Source organism: Streptomyces flavidovirens DSM 40150 (assembly GCF_000429085.1).
GTDB lineage: Bacteria > Actinomycetota > Actinomycetes > Streptomycetales > Streptomycetaceae > Streptomyces > Streptomyces flavidovirens.
Genome location: NZ_AUBE01000028.1, coordinates 43,418 through 61,382, shown reverse-complemented (window position 1 = coordinate 61,382; position 17,965 = coordinate 43,418). Strand labels below are relative to the sequence as shown.

The following is a 17,965-nucleotide window of genomic DNA, read 5'->3' as shown; positions in this document are numbered from 1 at the left end:
CTGCTCGCGATGCGGGTCCGTCTCGCAGCAGGGTTGTGACAGGAGCAGTCTGCGGCAACGCCGGTGATGGTTAGTAAGCTCGGGGCACGGCTGTACTTCGTGTGATTCCCCTGCCGTTGGGGGACGTTGTGCGGCGGTTGCCTGTCGGGGGTGTGGCGCGCTGTGGCGATGATGTTGCCGGATGAGCTCGAGTGGCTCCTGAAGATGCTCGGCTACAACTGGCCGACAGCCAACGAGGACCTGCTCAGGGAGTCCGCCAAGCTGTGGCGCAAGTTCGGTGACGACGCGCAGAAGCTGCGCCTACGGGCGGACACCAGCGCGCGGACCGTGATCGCACACAACGCGGGCGAGTCCATCGACAAGTTCACCACGCACTACAAGAAGTTCTCCGACGGCGCTTCGGACGGCTACCTCGCCAACGCCGCCGAAGCCGCGTACATCTTGGCGAACACCTTCGAAGCCGCCGCCTATGTGGTGACGTTCGCGAAGTACGCGGTCATCGTCCAACTGCTCGCGCTGGCCATCCAGATCGCCGCTGCCGCGGCCGCGTCCGTCGTCACCTTCGGCCTGTCCGCCGCCGCCGGGATGGCCGCCACTCAGGTCACCCGCGTCGCCGTACGACGCATCATCGACGCACTCAAAGACGCGCTGATGCAGGCGATCATCGAGGCGATGAAAGAACCGGCGGTCTCGGCGGTCCAGGCGATGGTCACCGACCTGGTCACGCAGTCCGTGAACGTCGGCTTCGGCACCCAGGAAGGCTTCGACCTCAGCAAGACTGTCGGGGCGGGGGCGAAGGGCGGCTGGGAGGCCATCAAGCAGACCCCGCAGACGTTCGCGGAAGGACTGCGCGACGGTCTCGGCAAGAAGGCCGGCAGCAGCGTCCGCGACGGCATTGACAGCGGCTACAACAACAGCATGGACGCCTACAACAACCGCTCCAACCCCACGGCGGGGGACAACAGCGGTGACGGCGGCGACGGCGATTCGGGGAACACCAGCTCCTCCGACGGATCCAACTCCTCGAACTCGAACGCATCCGGCTCGAACTCGTCCGACTCCTCGGATTCGTCGACGACCTCACGTTCGAACGCCAACACGGGCAACACGAACATCGGCGGTGGCATATCCGCCGACGGCGACGGCCCCGCGCCCTTCAGCGCCCCCGACCTCGGAAGCCTTCCCAGCACCGACACAGCAGGCAGCACCCCGGACGCCGGGCAGAATCCTTCCTCCTTGAACTCGCCCTCCAGGCCGACGCTGTCGGACTTCGACGACCCCGCACCCAGCAATACGCCACCTTCCCCCACGCCGGACACCAGCAGCAACAACAGCAGCAGCACGCCCGGCACCGGCGACACCCGCGGCGGCTCCTCCTCCACCGGTGGACTCACCGCGCCCACCCCCCAGTCGGCCCCCACGCCGGCGTCCAGCAGCACACCCTCCTCCACGACTAGCGGCGGCTCGATCAGTACGTCGATCGACAGCCTCGCCGCCAACATCCCGACCCAGTCCAACGCCGCCCCCACCCCCACCACGACCGACCCCTCGCCCACGGCCGGCCCCCGCCCGGACGGCAACTCCTCCATGCCGACCTCGCCCGCGCCGCCCGCCACAGCGGACGGCGCCGCAGGTGCACGTACCGGCACGAACACCACCTCAGGCGGCTCCCCGTCCGGCACGAGCCCCACCAGCCCCAACCCGACAGCCGCCCCGCCCCGGACCCCCTCCACCACCCCAGGCATCCCCAACCCCACGGGGCCGAGCCCGGTCTCCACCCCGAACCCGACACCTTCCACGCCCCCGCGCAGCACGCCGACACCGTCGACGGACGGCCGTACCCCCGGGGCGACGCCCCCTGGACACACATCCAGCCCCAACCAGAACACGCCGGGCGGGGCGGGCACCCGCAATCCGGGGCCGAACCAGAACACGCCAGGCACGAGTGACAGCCGCCCCCCGAACCAGAACACGCCCGGCTCGACCGGCGGTCGGCCCCAGGGCCAGGCACCCACTACGCCGAGCGCTTCGGACGGCCGCAGCCCCAACACGCACCAGAGCCCAAGCTCGACGACCCCGAGCCAGGACCCGCGACAGCCGACCCCAACCAGACACTCGCCCCCAACGGCAACGCCGAACACAGCCAACACACCCGGCTCCGGCTCCCCCGCGCGTACACCCGACACGGCGCCGACTCCGGCCGGCAACACACCGCACGCGCCACAACCGGGTGCGGCCAACTCCCCCACGCGACCTCACCAGCCGTCGGGCAGTTCGCCCCACACGCCCAACACGCCGCAGCAGCCCAGCAGCACCAACCCCGCCAAGCCGTCGAACACCCCGAACCAACAGCCGCAGCAACCACAGCCTCCGGTGATTGCGGTGCCGATCCACACCGTGATCCCCGGCCCGAACACCGCGTCCCAGGCGTCGAACCCCAGCCCGTCCGGCCCGCAGGCACCCGGCTCGCCACAGGCAAACCCTGGCGCGCCAGACAAGCCAGAACCGCAGACGGACAGTCTCGAGGACATCCGCAACGACCTGGATCACGAGCCGGGAGGGCTCACAGAGCCCGACCCTCAGGACCAGCAGCTGCTGGCGAATGCCGTGCCGCGGAATCCTGACGGCACTCCTCAGCGGTTTCCTGATCCGTTCGGCCCCTGGAGCCAGCTCCAGAACGACGGCGGCAACGAGGTACCGGGGCGCAGCAACAACTGTGCCGACTGCTCCCGCTCATTCCTCGAAACCTGGCGCGGTAACCCGCAGGTCTCGGCCCCTCGTACCCTCGACACCGACGAGAACGGGAACCTGGACCCCTGGTCGCCGGAGAGCAGCGCGAACGAGAACCAGATCCGCTGGTCGGGTGCCCCGCACTCGTACGCCGGTGAAGGCAGCGACCCGGACACCGCCCAGCGCATCGCGGACGACCTCCTGCAGGCGGGGCACGGCGCGCACGCCATCGTCCAGGTCGACTGGCCCGGCGGAGGCGGCCACGCCTTCAATGCCGTCAACCACAACGGCCAAGTCGTCTGGATCGACACCCAGAGCGGCCAGGTCAGCCACGACCCGCTGCACATCCCCAATGCCGAGCACGTCTGGCACATTCCGATGGACCCGGACGGGAACCCGCTGCACCCCGCGGAGACGGGCACCGGCGACTCCCAGAATCAGAACGACGAGTCTCAGGCGGACAACTCCGAGAACGCGGAGAACTCCGACAGCAACGGGCAGCCAGACAACAACACGCAGAACGACGCCTCGGGCGACACCCCGAAGCAGCAGACCAGCGACAACGAACCGAGCACCGAATCGCCCACCACAGCGGATTCCACGACACCGGACCCGGACCCGGACCCGGCGAACAGCAAGGCCGAAAACGAGGACGGCCAGACACCGCAGGCCCCCAGCACCCCTGACGGCCGCCAGACATCCCCGGACGACGGCAACTCGACGCAACCGCGACAGTCGGAGACCCCAGAGCCGGCCACCGAACAGAACCGCCCGTCCCCGTCCGAGACACCCGACACCAGGGACCAGCAGCAGCGGCCCACCCACACCACACCCGACAACGCCGACACCGGCACGCCGGACAACATCTCGACACCGCCCCGAACCGCGACGGACTCCCCGAGCGACCCCACCACCAACCGGGACACGCCTCAGCAGACCACCACACACTCGGACCCGCGTACGTCCATTCCGCATCAGCAGACCACGGACCCGCGCACCACCGATCCTCGCACTGCGGATCCGCGTACGTCCGATCACCGCGCTTCGGACCCGCGTACGTCGGACCCGCATCGGGACACCCCGCCGCGGCCGGACCAGACGCGTCCCGATCCCCTGGAGCATCCGCGGTCGGAGACCCCGGACAGGGACCGGTCCGAGCTGCCGGACCAACCCCGGCCGAACGACCCTGCCCCTGACCGGTCCGACAGCCACAACGACCGTCCGAGCGACATGAACAAGGACTCCGCGGTCCCCACGCGCGAGAGCCTTCCGAACGGCAAGAACGCCGATGCGGCCAACTACGTCAAGGACTCCGTCAACGGGAAGAAGCCGCTGTACGGCGACATCGCGCCCGAAAACCCGGCGCAGGCCTCCCGGCCGACGAGTCCTGAGCGTCCCTCCGGTCCTGCGGAGCCCGCAGGCAGCACCCCTGACGGCAACGGTCAGCCAAGCGGTCGGCAGCGTGATCTGGACATGCTCGCGCGCGCCAATGCGGGGATGCGCGCGCGTGACAGAGGGGAGGAGTCGGCGGACCGAACCTGGTTCGAGAAGTACTACCACCCGAATAGCGGGTACCGCAGGAGCAGGACGAACCCGGCCGAGGACGGACGCCCCGTTTCTCAGCTGCATCCGACAAACGATCCCGAAAACCCGTGGATGCTGGCCAACGATGCGCCGGACGCCCCTGAGGAAACGTACATCGACGAGGGAGCGAGGACGGGAGAGCGGAAGAAGGGGATCTCTGAGGAGAACCAGAAGCGGCTCGACAAGGCCGCAAAGGCCCGCCAGGACGCAATCGACGCGGACTGGCAGCCGCACAAGGATCGGAAGGCAGCCAAGGACGCGTACGAAAAGAACAAAACGCCCGAGAACAAGAAAAAGTTTGATCAGGCGGACGCGATACACAGCCCGCTGCACGGAGAGATGACGCGGGCCAGTGAGGACTACGGCGAGCAGGTGGCCGAGTTCCACGCGATGCCCGAGCACTTCGGGGAGTACACCCGCATCGACGACCGGGCCACGGGTAACAACCGGTTCGACCAGATCTGGACGATCCCGGACAGTGATCCGCCCAAGTTCGTCGTCGTGGAGGCCAAGGGATCTACGGACGCCGAGCTCGGCCAACGACGCGGCATACCGTCGGAGGAAGGCTCCACCCCGGACTCGTCGCCCCACAGTTCCGTCCCGGACCAGACCGATGGCGGGCAGAGCGACGGCCAGGACAGTCAGGACGACCCGCGTCCTGGTGTGCCAAAGGTCAGGCAGGGTACGCGCGAATACTTCGAGACGATCCTGCACGAGATGGAGCAGCGGTCGCAGAGGATCCTCGCCGACCCCAAGAAGAGCGAGGCTGAGAAGCTGGCCGCCGTGGAAGAGGCAAAGCTGGCACACGCTCTCGCCGCGGCTCTCGAGGACGACCCGTGCCGGGTCACCTACATACTCGTCAAGGGCAAGGCAGACAAGCAGGGCAACCACGACGGCTACGAGATGAAGCAGTTCGACACCAGGCCGCAAGCAGAGAAAGACAGAGAACGAAACAATGACCAGGATCCCGAGGCATAACGCGCGCTCCACCAGCCACCTAGAGCTCCAGCTGGAAATCGCGAACAGCGGATTCTGGCAGAAGGTCGGTTTTCTCAAGAAGAGTCCGTCCTGGTTCTCGAATGCTCTGGCAGGGGCCGTACAGCTGTTGAACCTGCGCTGCTCGGTGGACACCGAGGCGGACAAGGTAGAGACCTGGGAGGCCTGCGTCACTGCCATGCAGGTCGGTTCCGCCCTGTTCGCCTCGGCCCGCGCCACCACCGACACCGTCGAATGCCGCATCGGTCACGAGGTGCGCACGATCCGGGCCGGCGCGCTGCCCCGGGCCCACGCGGGAAACTGGCTGACCGCGTTCTGGCTGGCCGCCGTCTGCCGCGAGAAGAAGCGCATGAGCGAGCTGTGCCAGTTCCCGGTCTCCCAGCTGCGGGAGTCCGGCGCCACCTTCGACGCGTACATCTACGACTGGGTGGAAGCACTCCAGGCGTACTGGCTCAACAAGCCGGAGTTCGGCGACAAGCTGGTGGCCGCGGTGGAGGGAACCGACCCCGACTCGTTGCAGCACGCCCCGCGCGACAGCGTCCTCAAGATCATGTACCCCCCCATGAACCTACTGACCCAGTTGGCCCGCGGTGACGAGGAAAAGTTCAACACCGAGCTCGCCAAAGCCCTCGAATGGCACAAGGACTACTGGACGCACAACGAGGATCGCGCCCTGGACGCCGAAGGGCTCACTGCCCTGGGCCCCCTCGCCGTCTCATGCCTCGCCCGTGACAAGGGCTTCACCATCACCGTCGAATCCGAGTACCTCCCCAAGTACCTCCTCGACGGCGGCTGGGTGAACGAGTTCCCCACGTAATCCTCCGTCCGTACTCCTCCTGCACAGAGAGGCCGCCCTCATGGCGCCGGAAAGCCCCGCTGCCCCCCCCCCACACACCCCGCCCACCACCCCCGACCAGGCCCTGGCCATCGTCCGCAGCCGCTACGCCCAGCCCAAGCTGCCGGACGGCACGACCGCCGAGCTGAACGTCCACGAGTTCGACATCGGCTACCTGGTGTACGCGATCTTCCCGCCGCGTACCGACGCCGCCGGCCGGCCACAGCCCTCCCCGCCAGGCGGAGCCAAGATCGTGGTTTCCAAAGAGACCGGCAAATCCGTCACCGTCCCCAACTACCCGATTGAGCAAGCCATCGCGCTCTATCGCAAGAACCTCGAACGCAACATCTAGTCGTCACCCGACGCCAGACAGCCAGCCTTCGCCCGTTACCCGGCACCCGCGAGGACCACACCCATGACCGCCCCGACCAACGGCTACGCGCCACATCCCCACATAGGCGGCCGCGTCGCCGTACTGCGCGCCCTCGCTGCCTGGCGGATGGAGTGGCCAGGAACGCCGCGCGTTATCGTCCTCACCGGCAGCCCGGGCAGCGGTCGTTCGCATCTGGTCACCGGGTTCCTCATGCTGTGCGACCCGGAGTTCCGCAAACGGCTTCCGCTGGCCGACCTCGACCCGTCGACCGTGCCGCCCGAGCTCCCCGCCCCCGCGGTGCCGAGCCCGGCAGGGCTCACCGCGGCGCAATTCGGGTGGCTGCTCGCGGAGCATTACGGTCTGCAGGCCACGCGCATCGAGGACGTGTACGCCGAACTGGCCGCCCTCGACCGGACCGTGACCGTCGTCGTGCCGGACACCGACCTGGCAGGCCCCCTCCGAACCACAGGTGAGCCGGCCCGCCTCGTACAGGAAGCACTCAGACCTCTCGCCACGACGGAAACCGTCCGGCTCCTTGCCGACGTACCGCGTGAGCTCGCCGCGAGCCTCATTGAAGGGTTGCCGCCCGGCACCGCGCAGATCATCGACCTCGACGACCCTCGGTGGGCGGACCCCCAGGGTCTGGTGCTGCAGGCCGAGGCCCTGCTCAGCCCCGAGCACGGGGCGCCGGAGCTGCCGTTCACCACCGACCCTGCGACCCGGCGGACCCTCGCTGAGGCGATCGGGCGCCGCGCGGGGACCAGCCCACTCACCGTGCAGCTTGCCGTCCAGAGCATCCTGGCGAGTCCAGCAGGCTTCGTACCCACAGACGAGAGCCAACTGCCAACATGCCTGGGCGAGGCACTCGATCTGCACGCACGCCGACTCGGAGCCGATCCCCAGACACTGCGCCAACTGCTCGCTCCCCTGGCCTTCGTTGAGGGGGACGGTCTGCCGGTCGACCTGTGGGGGCGGCTCGTCAGCACCCTGGCCGGCAAGGACATGACCACGGCGATCTCGGGCAGTGCAGCGCTGGCCGGTCCGTTCGTACAGTCCCTTCAGACGGGCGCGAACAGCGAGCGCACGCTGCTCAAGCCCATCCACCCCGCGCTCGCCGAAGAGCTCCGATCCAGTCTCCCCAACGTCCGGGCCGCACAGTCGCAGATCGCCGTGGCACTCCTGGAAGCCGTCCCCGGGCAGGACTGGAGCGAGGCCGATCCCTACATACGTGACTACATCGCCGGCCACACCCTGGAAGCGGGGCTGCTGCCCCAACTTCTGACCGACCCCGGCTTGTTCGTGTACGCCGACTCGATACCGCTGCGCGCAGCGGTCGAAGCCGTCCCGGTGGAGGAGCTCGGTGCACCGGGACGCACGTATCTGCGTATCGCCCCCCTGCTGACCCGCACGCAGGCGCCCACCCTTTCCCGCGCTGCGCTGCTGGAGAGCGCGTTCGTCGAGGACCAGCTTCCGGATTTCGCCGCGGCGGTGCACCGGCTCAACCTCGACCTGCCCTGGCAGACCCTGTGGAGCGTCCGCCTCCGCAACATCAGCGAAGTCACGATCGGCATGCTCCCACGCCCCGCAGAAGCGCCCACCCCTGTCGCCGCTCTCTCGGTACCCACCGGCACCCCCGGCGCCTTCCCTGTGGCCGGGAACAGTGATTCCGCCCTGCTCATGCACAGCCTCGTACAGCCGACTGTCTTCAACGAGCCGGGACCGGAACAACTGCTGCGGCTGTCCGAACAGGACCGGGCAACCGCCCCGCTCACGCTCCACCGAGGCACAGATCAGCTTCGTGTCTGGGACCGGTCACGCCAGACAGTCGCGGCTGCCCTGATCTCGGACTCCGCCTTCACCGGCGCCGACCTCTCCCCCGACGGCATCCTGGTCGCCGCGACCGAGCATGGGGCGAAGGCGCTGCGGATCCGGCAGCCGGCGCCGGCCACCTCGTAGTTCAGCGAACGCCGACGACGCAGTTCCGCGAACAACAAGGGGCAGGAATGACCACGCGAGTACGCCGTCACGAGGTGCCTGCCGACCGGGTTTCCAGCGTGCAAGCACCCGTTCCTTCACCTGTATCACCGGAACAGACCCTGACTGATCTGCTCGAGTGGCAGAACAGTGAAACTCACGGCGTGGCTGAGCTGACCGGCCCCCCGGGCTCCGGGCGGACCCAGACACTGCTTCGGCTGCGTGAGGCCGTTCCCGGAGCGGTCTTCGTGGATGCCACCGGGCTGACCTCTGAAGACCTCATCGAACGCGTCATGGAAGCAGCCGGACTCGACGTTCCACCTGAGCGCCGTGCCGACTGGGGTTACGCCCTTCGACGCTCCTCGTTCAGTGGTGGCTTGGTCATCATCGCCAACGCCCAACGGGCAGGCCGCACACGACGCTCCTCAGAGCCTGACCGGATGGTGCACCGCTTCACGGTCGAACTGGCTGTTGCCGGCCGCTTGAAGGTCTTGATCGAACGGGACATGCCCGATGCCAGAAGCCGGCACAGGAATGTGGTGGTGGCGCTCCAGCCGAGTACGGGCGAAGAGGCTGCGGAGGCCGTGGAGCGGCAGCTTTCCCGGACGGATGCCGACGCTCTGCGAGCGCTCGCCCTGGCCGAGGTACGCCGTGCACCACTTGTCGTCTGGACAGCGCTCGCTCGGGCCCTGGGATCGCATACGGGCCGGCCCGCTGATGCCACTTCAACACTGCGGTCAGCCAGTCAGCTGCTTGAGGTCGATGCCCGGCTGGGTCTCCTTCCGTGACGAGCGCATCGCCGAGTCCTTCCACCGCACCACCGACCTCGATGTCGTACGTGCGGTGAACCTGGAGTTCGTCGAGTGGCTGCGGAGCCGGTCGGCAGCGGAGACAGCAGGCCCGTACCTGGCACGAGGGCTGGCCATGCATGCTGTGCAAGCCGGCCAGTTCGATGCCGTGCAGCGCTCCGGCCGCCTGGTGGCCCACCTCGACCAGGTCGCACTGATCGACGCGGCCCATTGCGACGACCCCTACAGGGTCGACCCCGAATCCCCGGCCGGAGACGCGGTCAATCTGTGGGTATCGGGCGTGGATTCCCTGCCGCAGGGCGAATGGGCGTCCTGGCTGCACCTGATGAGTACCGTGCGCGGCGACCTGGAGACCGCCGCCGACATCGCGGCCTCCGGGCAGCAGCTCCCGTGGCGGGTGCGTTGGGCACGCTGGCGGCCGCCGGGCGCACTGAGCGCGGCGTTCGTCCGGCCCGGTCCGTTGGAAGACCCGACCGTCGCCCCTGAGGGCTACTGCCCCGGGCGGCGTGCGGTGATCGCCCAAGGGGAATGGGACGGGCGGTACAGCGTCTGGGACGTCGAGACCGGTGAGGAGCTGGCCGGCCCCTGGCCGGATGCGGTGCCCGCACCGGGACAGGGCGAGACGCTGTGGCTCCCCGACACCGAACGCAACGTCACACCTGCCTGGGACGACCTGACCGTGTTCGACACCTTGGGACCGCCCTTCGTCGCGGAGCAGTTGGCGCTGGGCGACGTTGTGGTGGTGACCGGGCTCGGCGGTATCTTCGCCGTCGAACCCCAGGACCCCGCTGCCGCATCAGGGATCAGCAGAGTGCACGGCGAGCCGATTTTCGGTGATCACGGCTTCCTCCCCGCCCTGCACACCGGGACGCCGCAGCGCCGGGGCGCGTACGACCCCGATCTCTTCGAACCAGGTGTGGTACGTCGGCTGCCCACCAACCGGCTCCCCGAGGGGGTGACAGACACCGAGACGCGGCGAGTCCTTACCGACATCGGTCTGCCCGCCTTCGAGGGCGTCGAGATGCAGCTTGCGGCCCTGGACGAACAGGGCCTGCCCGAATTGGACACCGCCGAACTGCCGGCGGGGGTCCTCACCGGGGCGTACTACAAGATCGGTGAGTGGGTGACCAGTGACATGGTCCTCCACGGCCCCACCGGGCAGGTCTTTCTGCTGGACACGGACGGCTGGGCCAATACCGAAGACGACTTCGACGACTACTTCGACGACGAGTCCGGCGACGAAGACGACGGTGAAGCGCAGGGCGGCCAGGCCGTGTTGGTCGCCAGCAGCCTGACGGCGTTCATCGATCTGCTCCAGTTCTACGTCATGGGCCGGTGCATGCTCGCAGCATCAGGCAGCCGCATCGAACGCGTGGCGGTCAGAGACCACTTGGCGGGCACGCTGCCCGACCTCGACGAGACCGGCACCGCCGCAGGCGTCTGGACGGCCGCCTTCCAGGCAACCGACTGACCATAGGATTTTGCTCGTACCAGCCCCTTCTCAGCGAACGGCGGAGGACCGAGACTGTGACCGCCCCGAGTGACGGCTACATGCCTCACCCCACATAGGCGGCCGCACAGCAGTGCTGCGCGCCTTGGCCGCGTGGCGCATGGCGTGGCCCGGTGCCCTGCGCATTGTCGTGCTCACAGGAGGGCCGGGCAGCGGGGTGTCCCGGCTGATCACCGGTTTCCTGATGCTCTGCGACCCGGACTTCCGCAAGCAGCTGCGCCTCGACGAGATGGACCCGGCCACGGTGCCACCGGAGCTGCCGGCTCCTGCCGTGCCCAGTGCTGAGAGGCTGACGGCCGCGCAGCTCCTGTGGCTGATCGCAGATCATTACGATCTGGAGGCCACGGACTCAGCAGGGGTGTACGCCGAACTGTCCACGCTCGACGAACCGGTAGTGGTCTTCGTGCCTGATGTGGACCGCGCAGGGCCAGTCCGCGGCTCGGGTGAGCCCGCCAGAGTCGTGGGCGAGGTACTCAAGCCGCTCGCCGCGGTCGAGAACCTCCGGCTTCTTGCGGAAGTACCACGGCATCTCGCCTCCGATCTGGCGGCCGGCCTGCCGTCGGGCGTAGTGCAGGTCATCGATCTCGACGAGCCGGAGTGGGCCGATCCCGATGCGCTCGTCGGGCACGCCGAGGCGGCCCTGAGCACCCGGTTCGGTGCCCCCGAGCTGCCGTTCACGGTGGACGCCGAGGCACGCCTCGGCCTCGCCGAGGCAGTCGGCCGCCGGGCCGGGGCCAGTCATCTGGTGGTGGAGCTCGCCGTCCAGTGCGTTCTCATGGCCCCCGATGGCTTCGACCCCGCCGATGAACAGCAGCTGCCGAGGTCTGTGGGAGAGGCCTTGGGCCTGCACGCCCGCCGGCTCAGCGCTGATCCGCAGATGCTACGGACCATGCTGGCCCCGCTCGCGCTCGGTCCGGACGACGGGATGCGGTCGACCTCTGGGTACGGCTCGCCGGAGCCATCGCAGGTCATGACATGAGCGCGCCGATGGCCGACGGGATGCGGCTCGCCGGTCCCTTCGTACAACCTGCTGCCTTCGTACAACCTGCTGAAGGCGCCGAGGGGCGCCCCCTGGTCCGGCTGACTCATCCGGCCATCGCCGACGACATACGCGCCGGTCTTCCCAACATGCGCAGCGCCCAGTCGCGCATCGCCATGTCGCTGCTCGAAGCCGTGCCCGAGCAGGACTGGAGCAGGGCGGACCCTATGTACGGGACCACATCGCGGGCCACACACTCGAGGCGGGTCTGCTCCCACAACTCCTCACCGACCCAGGGCTCTTCGTGTACGCCGATCCGGTGCTCCTGCGCGCCGCGATCGAGGCTGTCGCTCCCGAGGAACTGGGGGCACCCGCCCACAGCTATCTGCGTACTGCACCGCTGCTGACACGCACCATGGCTCCCGTGCTGCTGAGGGCGTCCCTGCTGGAGACCGCGTTCGTCGAGGACGGGCTGCCCGGGTACGCCGCCGCCGTGCACCGCCTTGGCCTGGAGCTACCGTGGCAGACCCTGTGGAGCCTGCCAGTGGCGGGCGTCAAGGCGGTGACGATCGGCAGCCTGCCGCAGCCCGGCGGTGCGGAGGCGATCCCCGTCGCGGTTCTCGTCGTGCCCGAAGGCACACCCGGGGCTCGCCCTGTGGGCGATGGGTCCGCGCTGCTGGTCCACAGCCTCGTACAGCCGGCGCCTCTCGGTGAAGCGGCACCGGAACAGATCCTGCGCCCCTACGAGGACGAGCGGGTCGCTGCGCCACTCGCGCTCAGCCGCGGCGCCGACTACCTGCGGGTCTGGGACCGGGCGAGTGAGGAGGTCGTCGCGGCACTGATCACGGACACTCCCTTCACCGCCGCCGACCTCTCTCCCGACGGCATCCTTCTCGTCGCCACCGAGCGCGGGGCCAAGGCCCTGCGGATCCGCCCGCGCGCCGCACAGATAGCCTCGTAAACCTACGTCGACCCACTTACCCCACGGCCTCGAAGGAGTCCCCTCGTGATCAGCCAGGAGCAGGCATTCGCCACCGCCGACCGTTGGCTCAACCCCGACGGTTCGCAGGCTCCACGCCGCGAGGTCCGGATGCGGGAATTCGACCTGGGGTGGGTGGTGTGGGCCGCGCCCGCGCCGCTGGAGCGTGACCCGGTGACCGGGGAGCGGCGGCCGCCCGCCGAGATCGGGGACGCGTGCGGGGTTGTCGACCGCCGGACCGGTGAGCTGACGGTCTGGCCGTCGGTGCCGGTCGAGGACGTCGTACGGATGTATCAGCAGAAGCACGGCGGCGGTGCGGTGGAAGGTGCCCGTCCGGTCACCGGGCCCGGAAACACCGCCGTCTTCACGTACCTCGACCCGTCGACCGGCGAGGAGACGACCCTCTTCCGCAATTCGGGTCCCGGCCTGCCGCCCGTCGAATACCAGGCCTGGTCCGAGCTCCAGCGCATGAACGTACCGATCGGCAATGTCGTCGCGATCCACACCGACCTGCGCCCGAGCCTGCTCCCCGGCGGCTACACGGCCGAGTTCCTCAACACCTTCCCCAACGCCCAGCTCTCCTGCGCACACACCTATGGCGCCAGGCCCGAGACGCGCGCCGAAGGCATCGCCTCGCTGCTCCAGCACGTCGAGACGATGCACCGGATCGCCGACCAGCAGCCGCCGCCGCGACCGCACCGCGTCCCGGTCCCCGCGAGCGTGACCCCGGCCGAGCCGATGCGCGACGTAACCCTGGGGCGGCACCTTGCCGAGGTCTTCGGCCAGGACGGTGTACGCCGCTACGACGCCGACGACCTCGCCGACAGCCGGCTGCCCGAGGCCGCCCGGTCGACGCTCACCCGGTCCGGGCTGCCGGCCGACATCCCCCTCTTCTTCACCGCCGACCGGCCGGACAGCCCGCCCGCCGGCGGCCTGTTCACCGACATCGCCACGAACCTGCGCGAGCGCCGCAGCCCGGCCGGCGAGGAGAAGATCGCGGCGCTGGCCCACCTGGCCCGCATCGGCTGGGACGGGGTGGCCGCCATCGCCGTACAGTGCCAGCCCGGCCCGACGGAACCCAACGGCCTCGGCGCCCTGTGGGCGATCGACCCTGTCAACGCGGCAGCCCGCTACATCAACATCTCAACCTCCGCCTTCGCCCGCTCCCTCGCCCTCCTCGCCACCACCCGGCAGCAGATGCGGGGCATGGATCCGGTCGCGGCCGGTGCGGCGATGGCGACGTTCCAGGAGCAGCTGACCGCGATCGACGCCTCGGCCCTGGCGGACCCGGGTGCCTGGTGGTCGCTGATCGTCGAGCAGATGTGGCACGGGCTGTTCTGAGGGCAGGGAACGACGAGATTGAGGAGCACCGTTACGTCCGTGATCCACCACCCAGTCGTCGGCCTCCCGTGACGGCTCCCCTGCTCGTACGGCGAGCCGACCCGTACCACTCAGCTCAGGAGGCCGGCTCAGTACAACGAGAAGCCACCGCTGTGCCGCGCCGGTCCCTTCTTCCGCGGCTCGGAAGGCTGGCCCGCCGGGCGCCGGGGCTCATTCGGGTCCGAAGGGGCACCGGTGCCGTCCGGAGGCACCTCACCGAGCCTGATCTGTTCGCGCTCTTCCTCGGAGAGCGACTCCCACTGGCCCCGCAGGGACGCCAGGCCGCTGCCCAGGGCACGGGCAGCCGACGGGTCGTCCAGAACCTCACGCAAGGGCAGGCGGCCCGAGAGCATTTTCTTCGCCGTGTCCTGCAGTTCCTTGCTCCCGCCGCCACCGTCGGCGAGCTTGCGCAGCGCGGAGTTCAGGGAGCGGACCTGCTCGGGCTCGAGCGCTTCGTCCCACACGCCGCGGTCGGGGCCGGGTCCCTGGGGGTTCCGGGGTTGCTGGGCCATCTCTCTTCTCCTCACCTGTGGTCCCCCAGTATCTCCCGTCAAGCGACGGACCATGCTTCAGAGTTGGCTCTCCATGCCCTCAACAGTGTTCGGCCACCCGGTGCCGTTGACGCGCTACAGCGGTCATCCGCCGTACCACATGATGGGCTGCTTCCAATTCCTCTTGTCGAGCCCCGCCCGCTCCGCGCGTGCGATACGTTCGGCGCCGGCCTCGGCGCGCCTCTTGGCTGACTTCTCCCAGTCCTCAGGGTTGAGAAACAGCAACGTTTCGTTGCCGGGCACCACCAGTACGCCGCCGAAAGGGAAGTCGCCCGCGAACCATGCGCCGTTCTCCACACCTCCCGGCCAGCGGCGCTTTCCCGCAGCGTTGATGGCCAGCATGGTGGCAGCGCCGCTTTCACCCCGAGTCGAGATCCGGAGCGTGTACACGTCGGCATATTCGGCGTGAAGCACGCTCTTCTTCACCACCCGGGTGTGAAACTCGAGCGGATAGTGGCGCAGCACCCTCGCACACTGCACGAGACGCACTCCGCACCTGATGCGGTAGACCGTCAGCACGAAGAAGACCATCGCGGCGACGAGAGGCAGGGCCAGGAAGAACGTTGCTTCGGCGCCGGACCTGTTCAACCAGATCGGCACACCGACCAGTACCGCTATGACGGTGATACGTGCAGCTAGAAGCCTGTAGAGCTGGCGATAGCCGGACTTCAGTACCTGTTCGACGTCCGGGGCCACCGGCTGGTCTGTCATCCGAAGTCGCTCCTCACCATCGCAGCCACGGATCCCGGTTCCGGGTCCCCGTCCGTGGCATCCCCCGCCGTTTCCGGAAGCGACGGGTCTGTGAACGAGACAGTGTGTGCGACACCGATCAGTATGTCCCGGTAGTGATCGGCGAGATCGACAGCAGGCGTCACCATCTGGAGCACGAGGATGTCGGAGTTGCCGGGGCAGGTAAGCGCGACCGTACCCTGCCACACGGTCTCGACGGGAGGGTCGTCGCTGCCCTCGGGCGGGGGCCCCGGTGCAGGCATGCTTCGCATCTCCTCGGTGAGCAGGCCCAGGCCGGCAGGCAGCTCCAGCGGGCGCAGGCCCTCTTCCGGTGAGTCGGCAGCGGTTCCCGCCATACCGGCAATGACCAGCTTCGCGTGGCCGCCGGATGCCTGGACCGTCGAGAACGTGACCACCGAAAAGGTGGGGTCGCCCTGATCATCCGGATGCATGCCGAACAGGCAAACCCGCACGTCCTGCGCGTTCATCGAGGTAATGATGCCGGTGTAGAAGCGCAAGACGCGCTCCGCGCGGTCACGCTGTTCATCGGGCAGGCTGAGTACCTGCCGGACAAGGGATTCGATCTGCTCGAGCGGGGGGTTCAGATCCAGCGGAACGTAGCCGTGCGGAATCAGATACCAGAAATCCGGCTTCGGCTCCGTCACAGGACACCGCGCAGCCTGGCGAGACCATACGCTCCGACAGCGGCCTTGGTGTCCTCAGCGGCGTTGTGAGACGCCCCTTCCTTCGACAGCATGCCTTCTTCTTCCATCGACGTCACGCTGTTCGCCGCGACGTTGAGACCGTTGGCGGTGATGTCGCCCATGAGCCTGGCGGAGCCCCTGGCACTCTCGCCGGCAGCCTGCCACATGCCGTAGGACCCCTCCCTGGCAGCCGTCATGTAGCCCGTGCCGAACTCTCTGCCGAACTCGGTCACCTTTTCGACCATGGTCGGAGACACGTTCATGCTTCTGGCCATCTGCAGTCCATCGCCGATCTCTCTGGCTGTCGCGCCCACAAGCCTCGCGCCCGGAACCATTCCGAGGACGTCACCGCCAATGGAGGCCCAAGCAGAGAAAGCGTCCATGCCGCTCCCCTGGAACATCAAATCTCCACGGAATTTTCCGTCGGAGAGGTTTTTGCCCATGGAGAGCGCGCTGGCGCCGATCGCGATGCCGGCGAAGAGCGGCGCAAGGGGGGTGGGGAAAAGGGCCAGCAGCCCGGCGATAGCACCGATCGTTCCCGCGTGCTTCTTGAGGAAGTCCCAGGTGCCACTGATGATGTCCCCGACTTTGCTCCAGAAACCCGGCTCCTTGGGCGCCAGCTTGTCCGTGGCACCATCGAGCGCCTTGGCGACGATCTCCGCCTGATCTGCGTGCTGAGTCTCCAGCTCCTTGGCCTTGCTGGTGACATCGTTGTACGCCGCGTTGGCCTTCTCCAGCGATGCGGCCGCCTCGTTCATGCTCTTCTCGGCCGCCCGCAGCCGCGCCGTCGCCGCGTCGGCCTCGGCCTCGCTGGGGAACTGCTGGCCGGCAAGCTTCAGGTCCGGGTGCTGCCCTGCTTGCTCGTACGCTCCCTTGGCCTTCGCGGCTGCCGACTTCTTCTCCCCCGCGTCAGCGTCGTATTTCTGCGCCAGTTCGCGGTTAGACGTCAGGTGGCCGTCCCAGTTCTTCAGCTGGTTCGATGCCTTCTGCAGAGAGTGCGCGGCGTTCTTAATGTAGGTCGGCAGATCGCCGTCGATGGCCTTGCGGAACTGCTCTGCCGCATCACCCTGCCAGTAACTGCTCTCGCCGAGCAGCTTCTGGAGCTGTTTGTGGCAGGTGTCCAACGCGGTCGCCGCCGAGGCGACCTTCCGTTGCAGCGAGGTCACTTCTGTGGGGATGCCGGGTACGGGGTTCCAGCCGAGATTGGGGTAGGGGTTGGCCGCCATTACTTCGAGGCCCCTTTGCCCGAGGTGTTCTTCGCCATCTGATTGAGCACCTTCTCCAGTGCTTCCTCGACTTCCTCGTAACCCTTCTTGTTGGACTTCACGCCTTCACTGACGGCTTCGATCATCTTCTTGGTCTGCTCAGATCCGTGCTTCCAACGCTCCTGGAATCCGTCACACGCCTCATCGAGCCGACTCGTCCCGATCTGGTCGGCACGGACGTGCTCGAGAGCGGAACGCGCCTCATTGAGATCCCGGACGCAACCCTCGAGAGTCTTGAGGAACTCCCCCAGCTGATCCGTATCTGTCTTGAACTGATCCCCCATGGACCGGAGTTCTCCCTCATCAAGTACCGACTCATCACGAACAGGCGACTCTCGGAGCGGGCCTCAAGGATCACCGCGAAAGGCAACCTCCGGTCGACTCGGCGGTCCGGCTGGCGTGCAGACTTTCTGGAGGCTCCCGAGAAAGTTTCGCAGGGGTGCTGGACGGGCAACACTCACCCTCAAATTGCCGGCGAAGCGGACGTCAGCCCCTCCGGCAACACCCTCCCCATAAGTCACACAACACCTTATGCCCTCGCGATCCCGAGGTCGCAGACACCGGCGG

At 68.0% G+C, this 17,965-nt stretch carries 14 protein-coding genes; 9 read left to right on the top strand and 5 right to left on the bottom strand.

The window, feature by feature from the left end; translation table 11 throughout:
* The first annotated feature begins 168 nt into the window (after positions 1 to 168).
* From G412_RS36200 to G412_RS0127155, 9 genes are all read left to right on the top strand, one after another.
* Positions 169 to 5,292: a toxin glutamine deamidase domain-containing protein gene (locus G412_RS36200; RefSeq protein ID WP_157839173.1), complete on the top strand. Its 5,124-nt coding sequence runs from the start codon at positions 169 to 171 to the stop codon at positions 5,290 to 5,292.
* Entirely contained in the window at positions 5,270 to 6,127 is an 858-nt protein-coding gene (locus G412_RS36195) for an immunity 49 family protein (RefSeq protein ID WP_037650005.1), read from the top strand. The genes G412_RS36200 and G412_RS36195 overlap by 23 nt, the downstream gene beginning before the upstream one ends.
* A gap of 40 nt (positions 6,128 to 6,167) precedes the next feature.
* A complete protein-coding gene (locus tag G412_RS0127180; protein WP_028814828.1) occupies positions 6,168 to 6,497 on the top strand; it encodes a hypothetical protein in 330 nt (109 codons plus the stop codon).
* A gap of 63 nt (positions 6,498 to 6,560) precedes the next feature.
* The gene (locus G412_RS0127175) at positions 6,561 to 8,474 is read left to right on the top strand and encodes a hypothetical protein (RefSeq protein WP_028814827.1); all 1,914 of its coding nucleotides are present in this window, start codon (positions 6,561 to 6,563) and stop codon (positions 8,472 to 8,474) included.
* A gap of 47 nt (positions 8,475 to 8,521) precedes the next feature.
* Positions 8,522 to 9,280, top strand: a complete 759-nt coding sequence (locus G412_RS39845; RefSeq protein WP_157839172.1) for a P-loop NTPase family protein — start codon at positions 8,522 to 8,524, stop codon at positions 9,278 to 9,280.
* Positions 9,255 to 10,772: an SUKH-4 family immunity protein gene (locus tag G412_RS0127165; RefSeq protein WP_028814825.1), complete on the top strand. Its 1,518-nt coding sequence runs from the start codon at positions 9,255 to 9,257 to the stop codon at positions 10,770 to 10,772. Before G412_RS39845 ends, G412_RS0127165 begins: the two co-directional genes overlap by 26 nt.
* 169 nt (positions 10,773 to 10,941) lie before the next feature.
* Complete coding sequence (locus G412_RS41125; RefSeq protein ID WP_244283242.1) at positions 10,942 to 11,790, top strand: hypothetical protein; 849 nt, start codon at positions 10,942 to 10,944, stop codon at positions 11,788 to 11,790.
* Between the two features lie 304 nt (positions 11,791 to 12,094).
* Entirely contained in the window at positions 12,095 to 12,751 is a 657-nt protein-coding gene (locus tag G412_RS41120; protein ID WP_244283240.1) for a hypothetical protein, read from the top strand.
* 45 nt (positions 12,752 to 12,796) lie between these two features.
* Positions 12,797 to 14,110 (top strand): SUKH-4 family immunity protein, encoded by a 1,314-nt coding sequence (locus G412_RS0127155; protein WP_028814824.1) that lies wholly within the window; start codon positions 12,797 to 12,799, stop codon positions 14,108 to 14,110.
* 128 nt (positions 14,111 to 14,238) lie between these two features.
* On the opposite strand, the gene G412_RS36185 is transcribed toward G412_RS0127155, so the two are convergent.
* The 5 genes from G412_RS36185 to G412_RS0127130 form a co-directional block, all read right to left on the bottom strand.
* Complete coding sequence (locus G412_RS36185; RefSeq protein WP_051338641.1) at positions 14,239 to 14,661, bottom strand: hypothetical protein; 423 nt, start codon at positions 14,659 to 14,661, stop codon at positions 14,239 to 14,241.
* 123 nt (positions 14,662 to 14,784) lie between these two features.
* Positions 14,785 to 15,411, bottom strand: a complete 627-nt coding sequence (locus G412_RS0127145; RefSeq protein ID WP_028814823.1) for a hypothetical protein — start codon at positions 15,409 to 15,411, stop codon at positions 14,785 to 14,787.
* Positions 15,408 to 16,094, bottom strand: a complete 687-nt coding sequence (locus tag G412_RS0127140; RefSeq protein ID WP_028814822.1) for a hypothetical protein — start codon at positions 16,092 to 16,094, stop codon at positions 15,408 to 15,410. Before G412_RS0127140 ends, G412_RS0127145 begins: the two co-directional genes overlap by 4 nt.
* Complete coding sequence (locus tag G412_RS36180) at positions 16,091 to 17,359, bottom strand: putative T7SS-secreted protein (RefSeq protein ID WP_051338640.1); 1,269 nt, start codon at positions 17,357 to 17,359, stop codon at positions 16,091 to 16,093. Before G412_RS36180 ends, G412_RS0127140 begins: the two co-directional genes overlap by 4 nt.
* Positions 17,359 to 17,682 (bottom strand): hypothetical protein, encoded by a 324-nt coding sequence (locus G412_RS0127130; RefSeq protein WP_028814821.1) that lies wholly within the window; start codon positions 17,680 to 17,682, stop codon positions 17,359 to 17,361. The genes G412_RS36180 and G412_RS0127130 overlap by 1 nt, the downstream gene beginning before the upstream one ends.
* Positions 17,683 to 17,965 lie beyond the last annotated feature (283 nt).

What these genes read in the sequence shown, in the direction of transcription:
- G412_RS36200 (WP_157839173.1), top strand. Translation starts at nt 169, where the DNA reads ATGATGTTGCCGGATGAGCTCGAGTGGCTCCTGAAGATGCTCGGCTAC.
- G412_RS36195 (WP_037650005.1), top strand. Translation starts at nt 5,270, where the DNA reads ATGACCAGGATCCCGAGGCATAACGCGCGCTCCACCAGCCACCTAGAG.
- G412_RS0127180 (WP_028814828.1), top strand. Translation starts at nt 6,168, where the DNA reads ATGGCGCCGGAAAGCCCCGCTGCCCCCCCCCCACACACCCCGCCCACC.
- G412_RS0127175 (WP_028814827.1), top strand. Translation starts at nt 6,561, where the DNA reads ATGACCGCCCCGACCAACGGCTACGCGCCACATCCCCACATAGGCGGC.
- G412_RS39845 (WP_157839172.1), top strand. Translation starts at nt 8,522, where the DNA reads ATGACCACGCGAGTACGCCGTCACGAGGTGCCTGCCGACCGGGTTTCC.
- G412_RS0127165 (WP_028814825.1), top strand. Translation starts at nt 9,255, where the DNA reads ATGCCCGGCTGGGTCTCCTTCCGTGACGAGCGCATCGCCGAGTCCTTC.
- G412_RS36185 (WP_051338641.1), bottom strand. Translation starts at nt 14,661, where the DNA reads ATGGCCCAGCAACCCCGGAACCCCCAGGGACCCGGCCCCGACCGCGGC.
- G412_RS0127145 (WP_028814823.1), bottom strand. Translation starts at nt 15,411, where the DNA reads ATGACAGACCAGCCGGTGGCCCCGGACGTCGAACAGGTACTGAAGTCC.
- G412_RS36180 (WP_051338640.1), bottom strand. Translation starts at nt 17,359, where the DNA reads ATGGCGGCCAACCCCTACCCCAATCTCGGCTGGAACCCCGTACCCGGC.
- G412_RS0127130 (WP_028814821.1), bottom strand. Translation starts at nt 17,682, where the DNA reads ATGGGGGATCAGTTCAAGACAGATACGGATCAGCTGGGGGAGTTCCTC.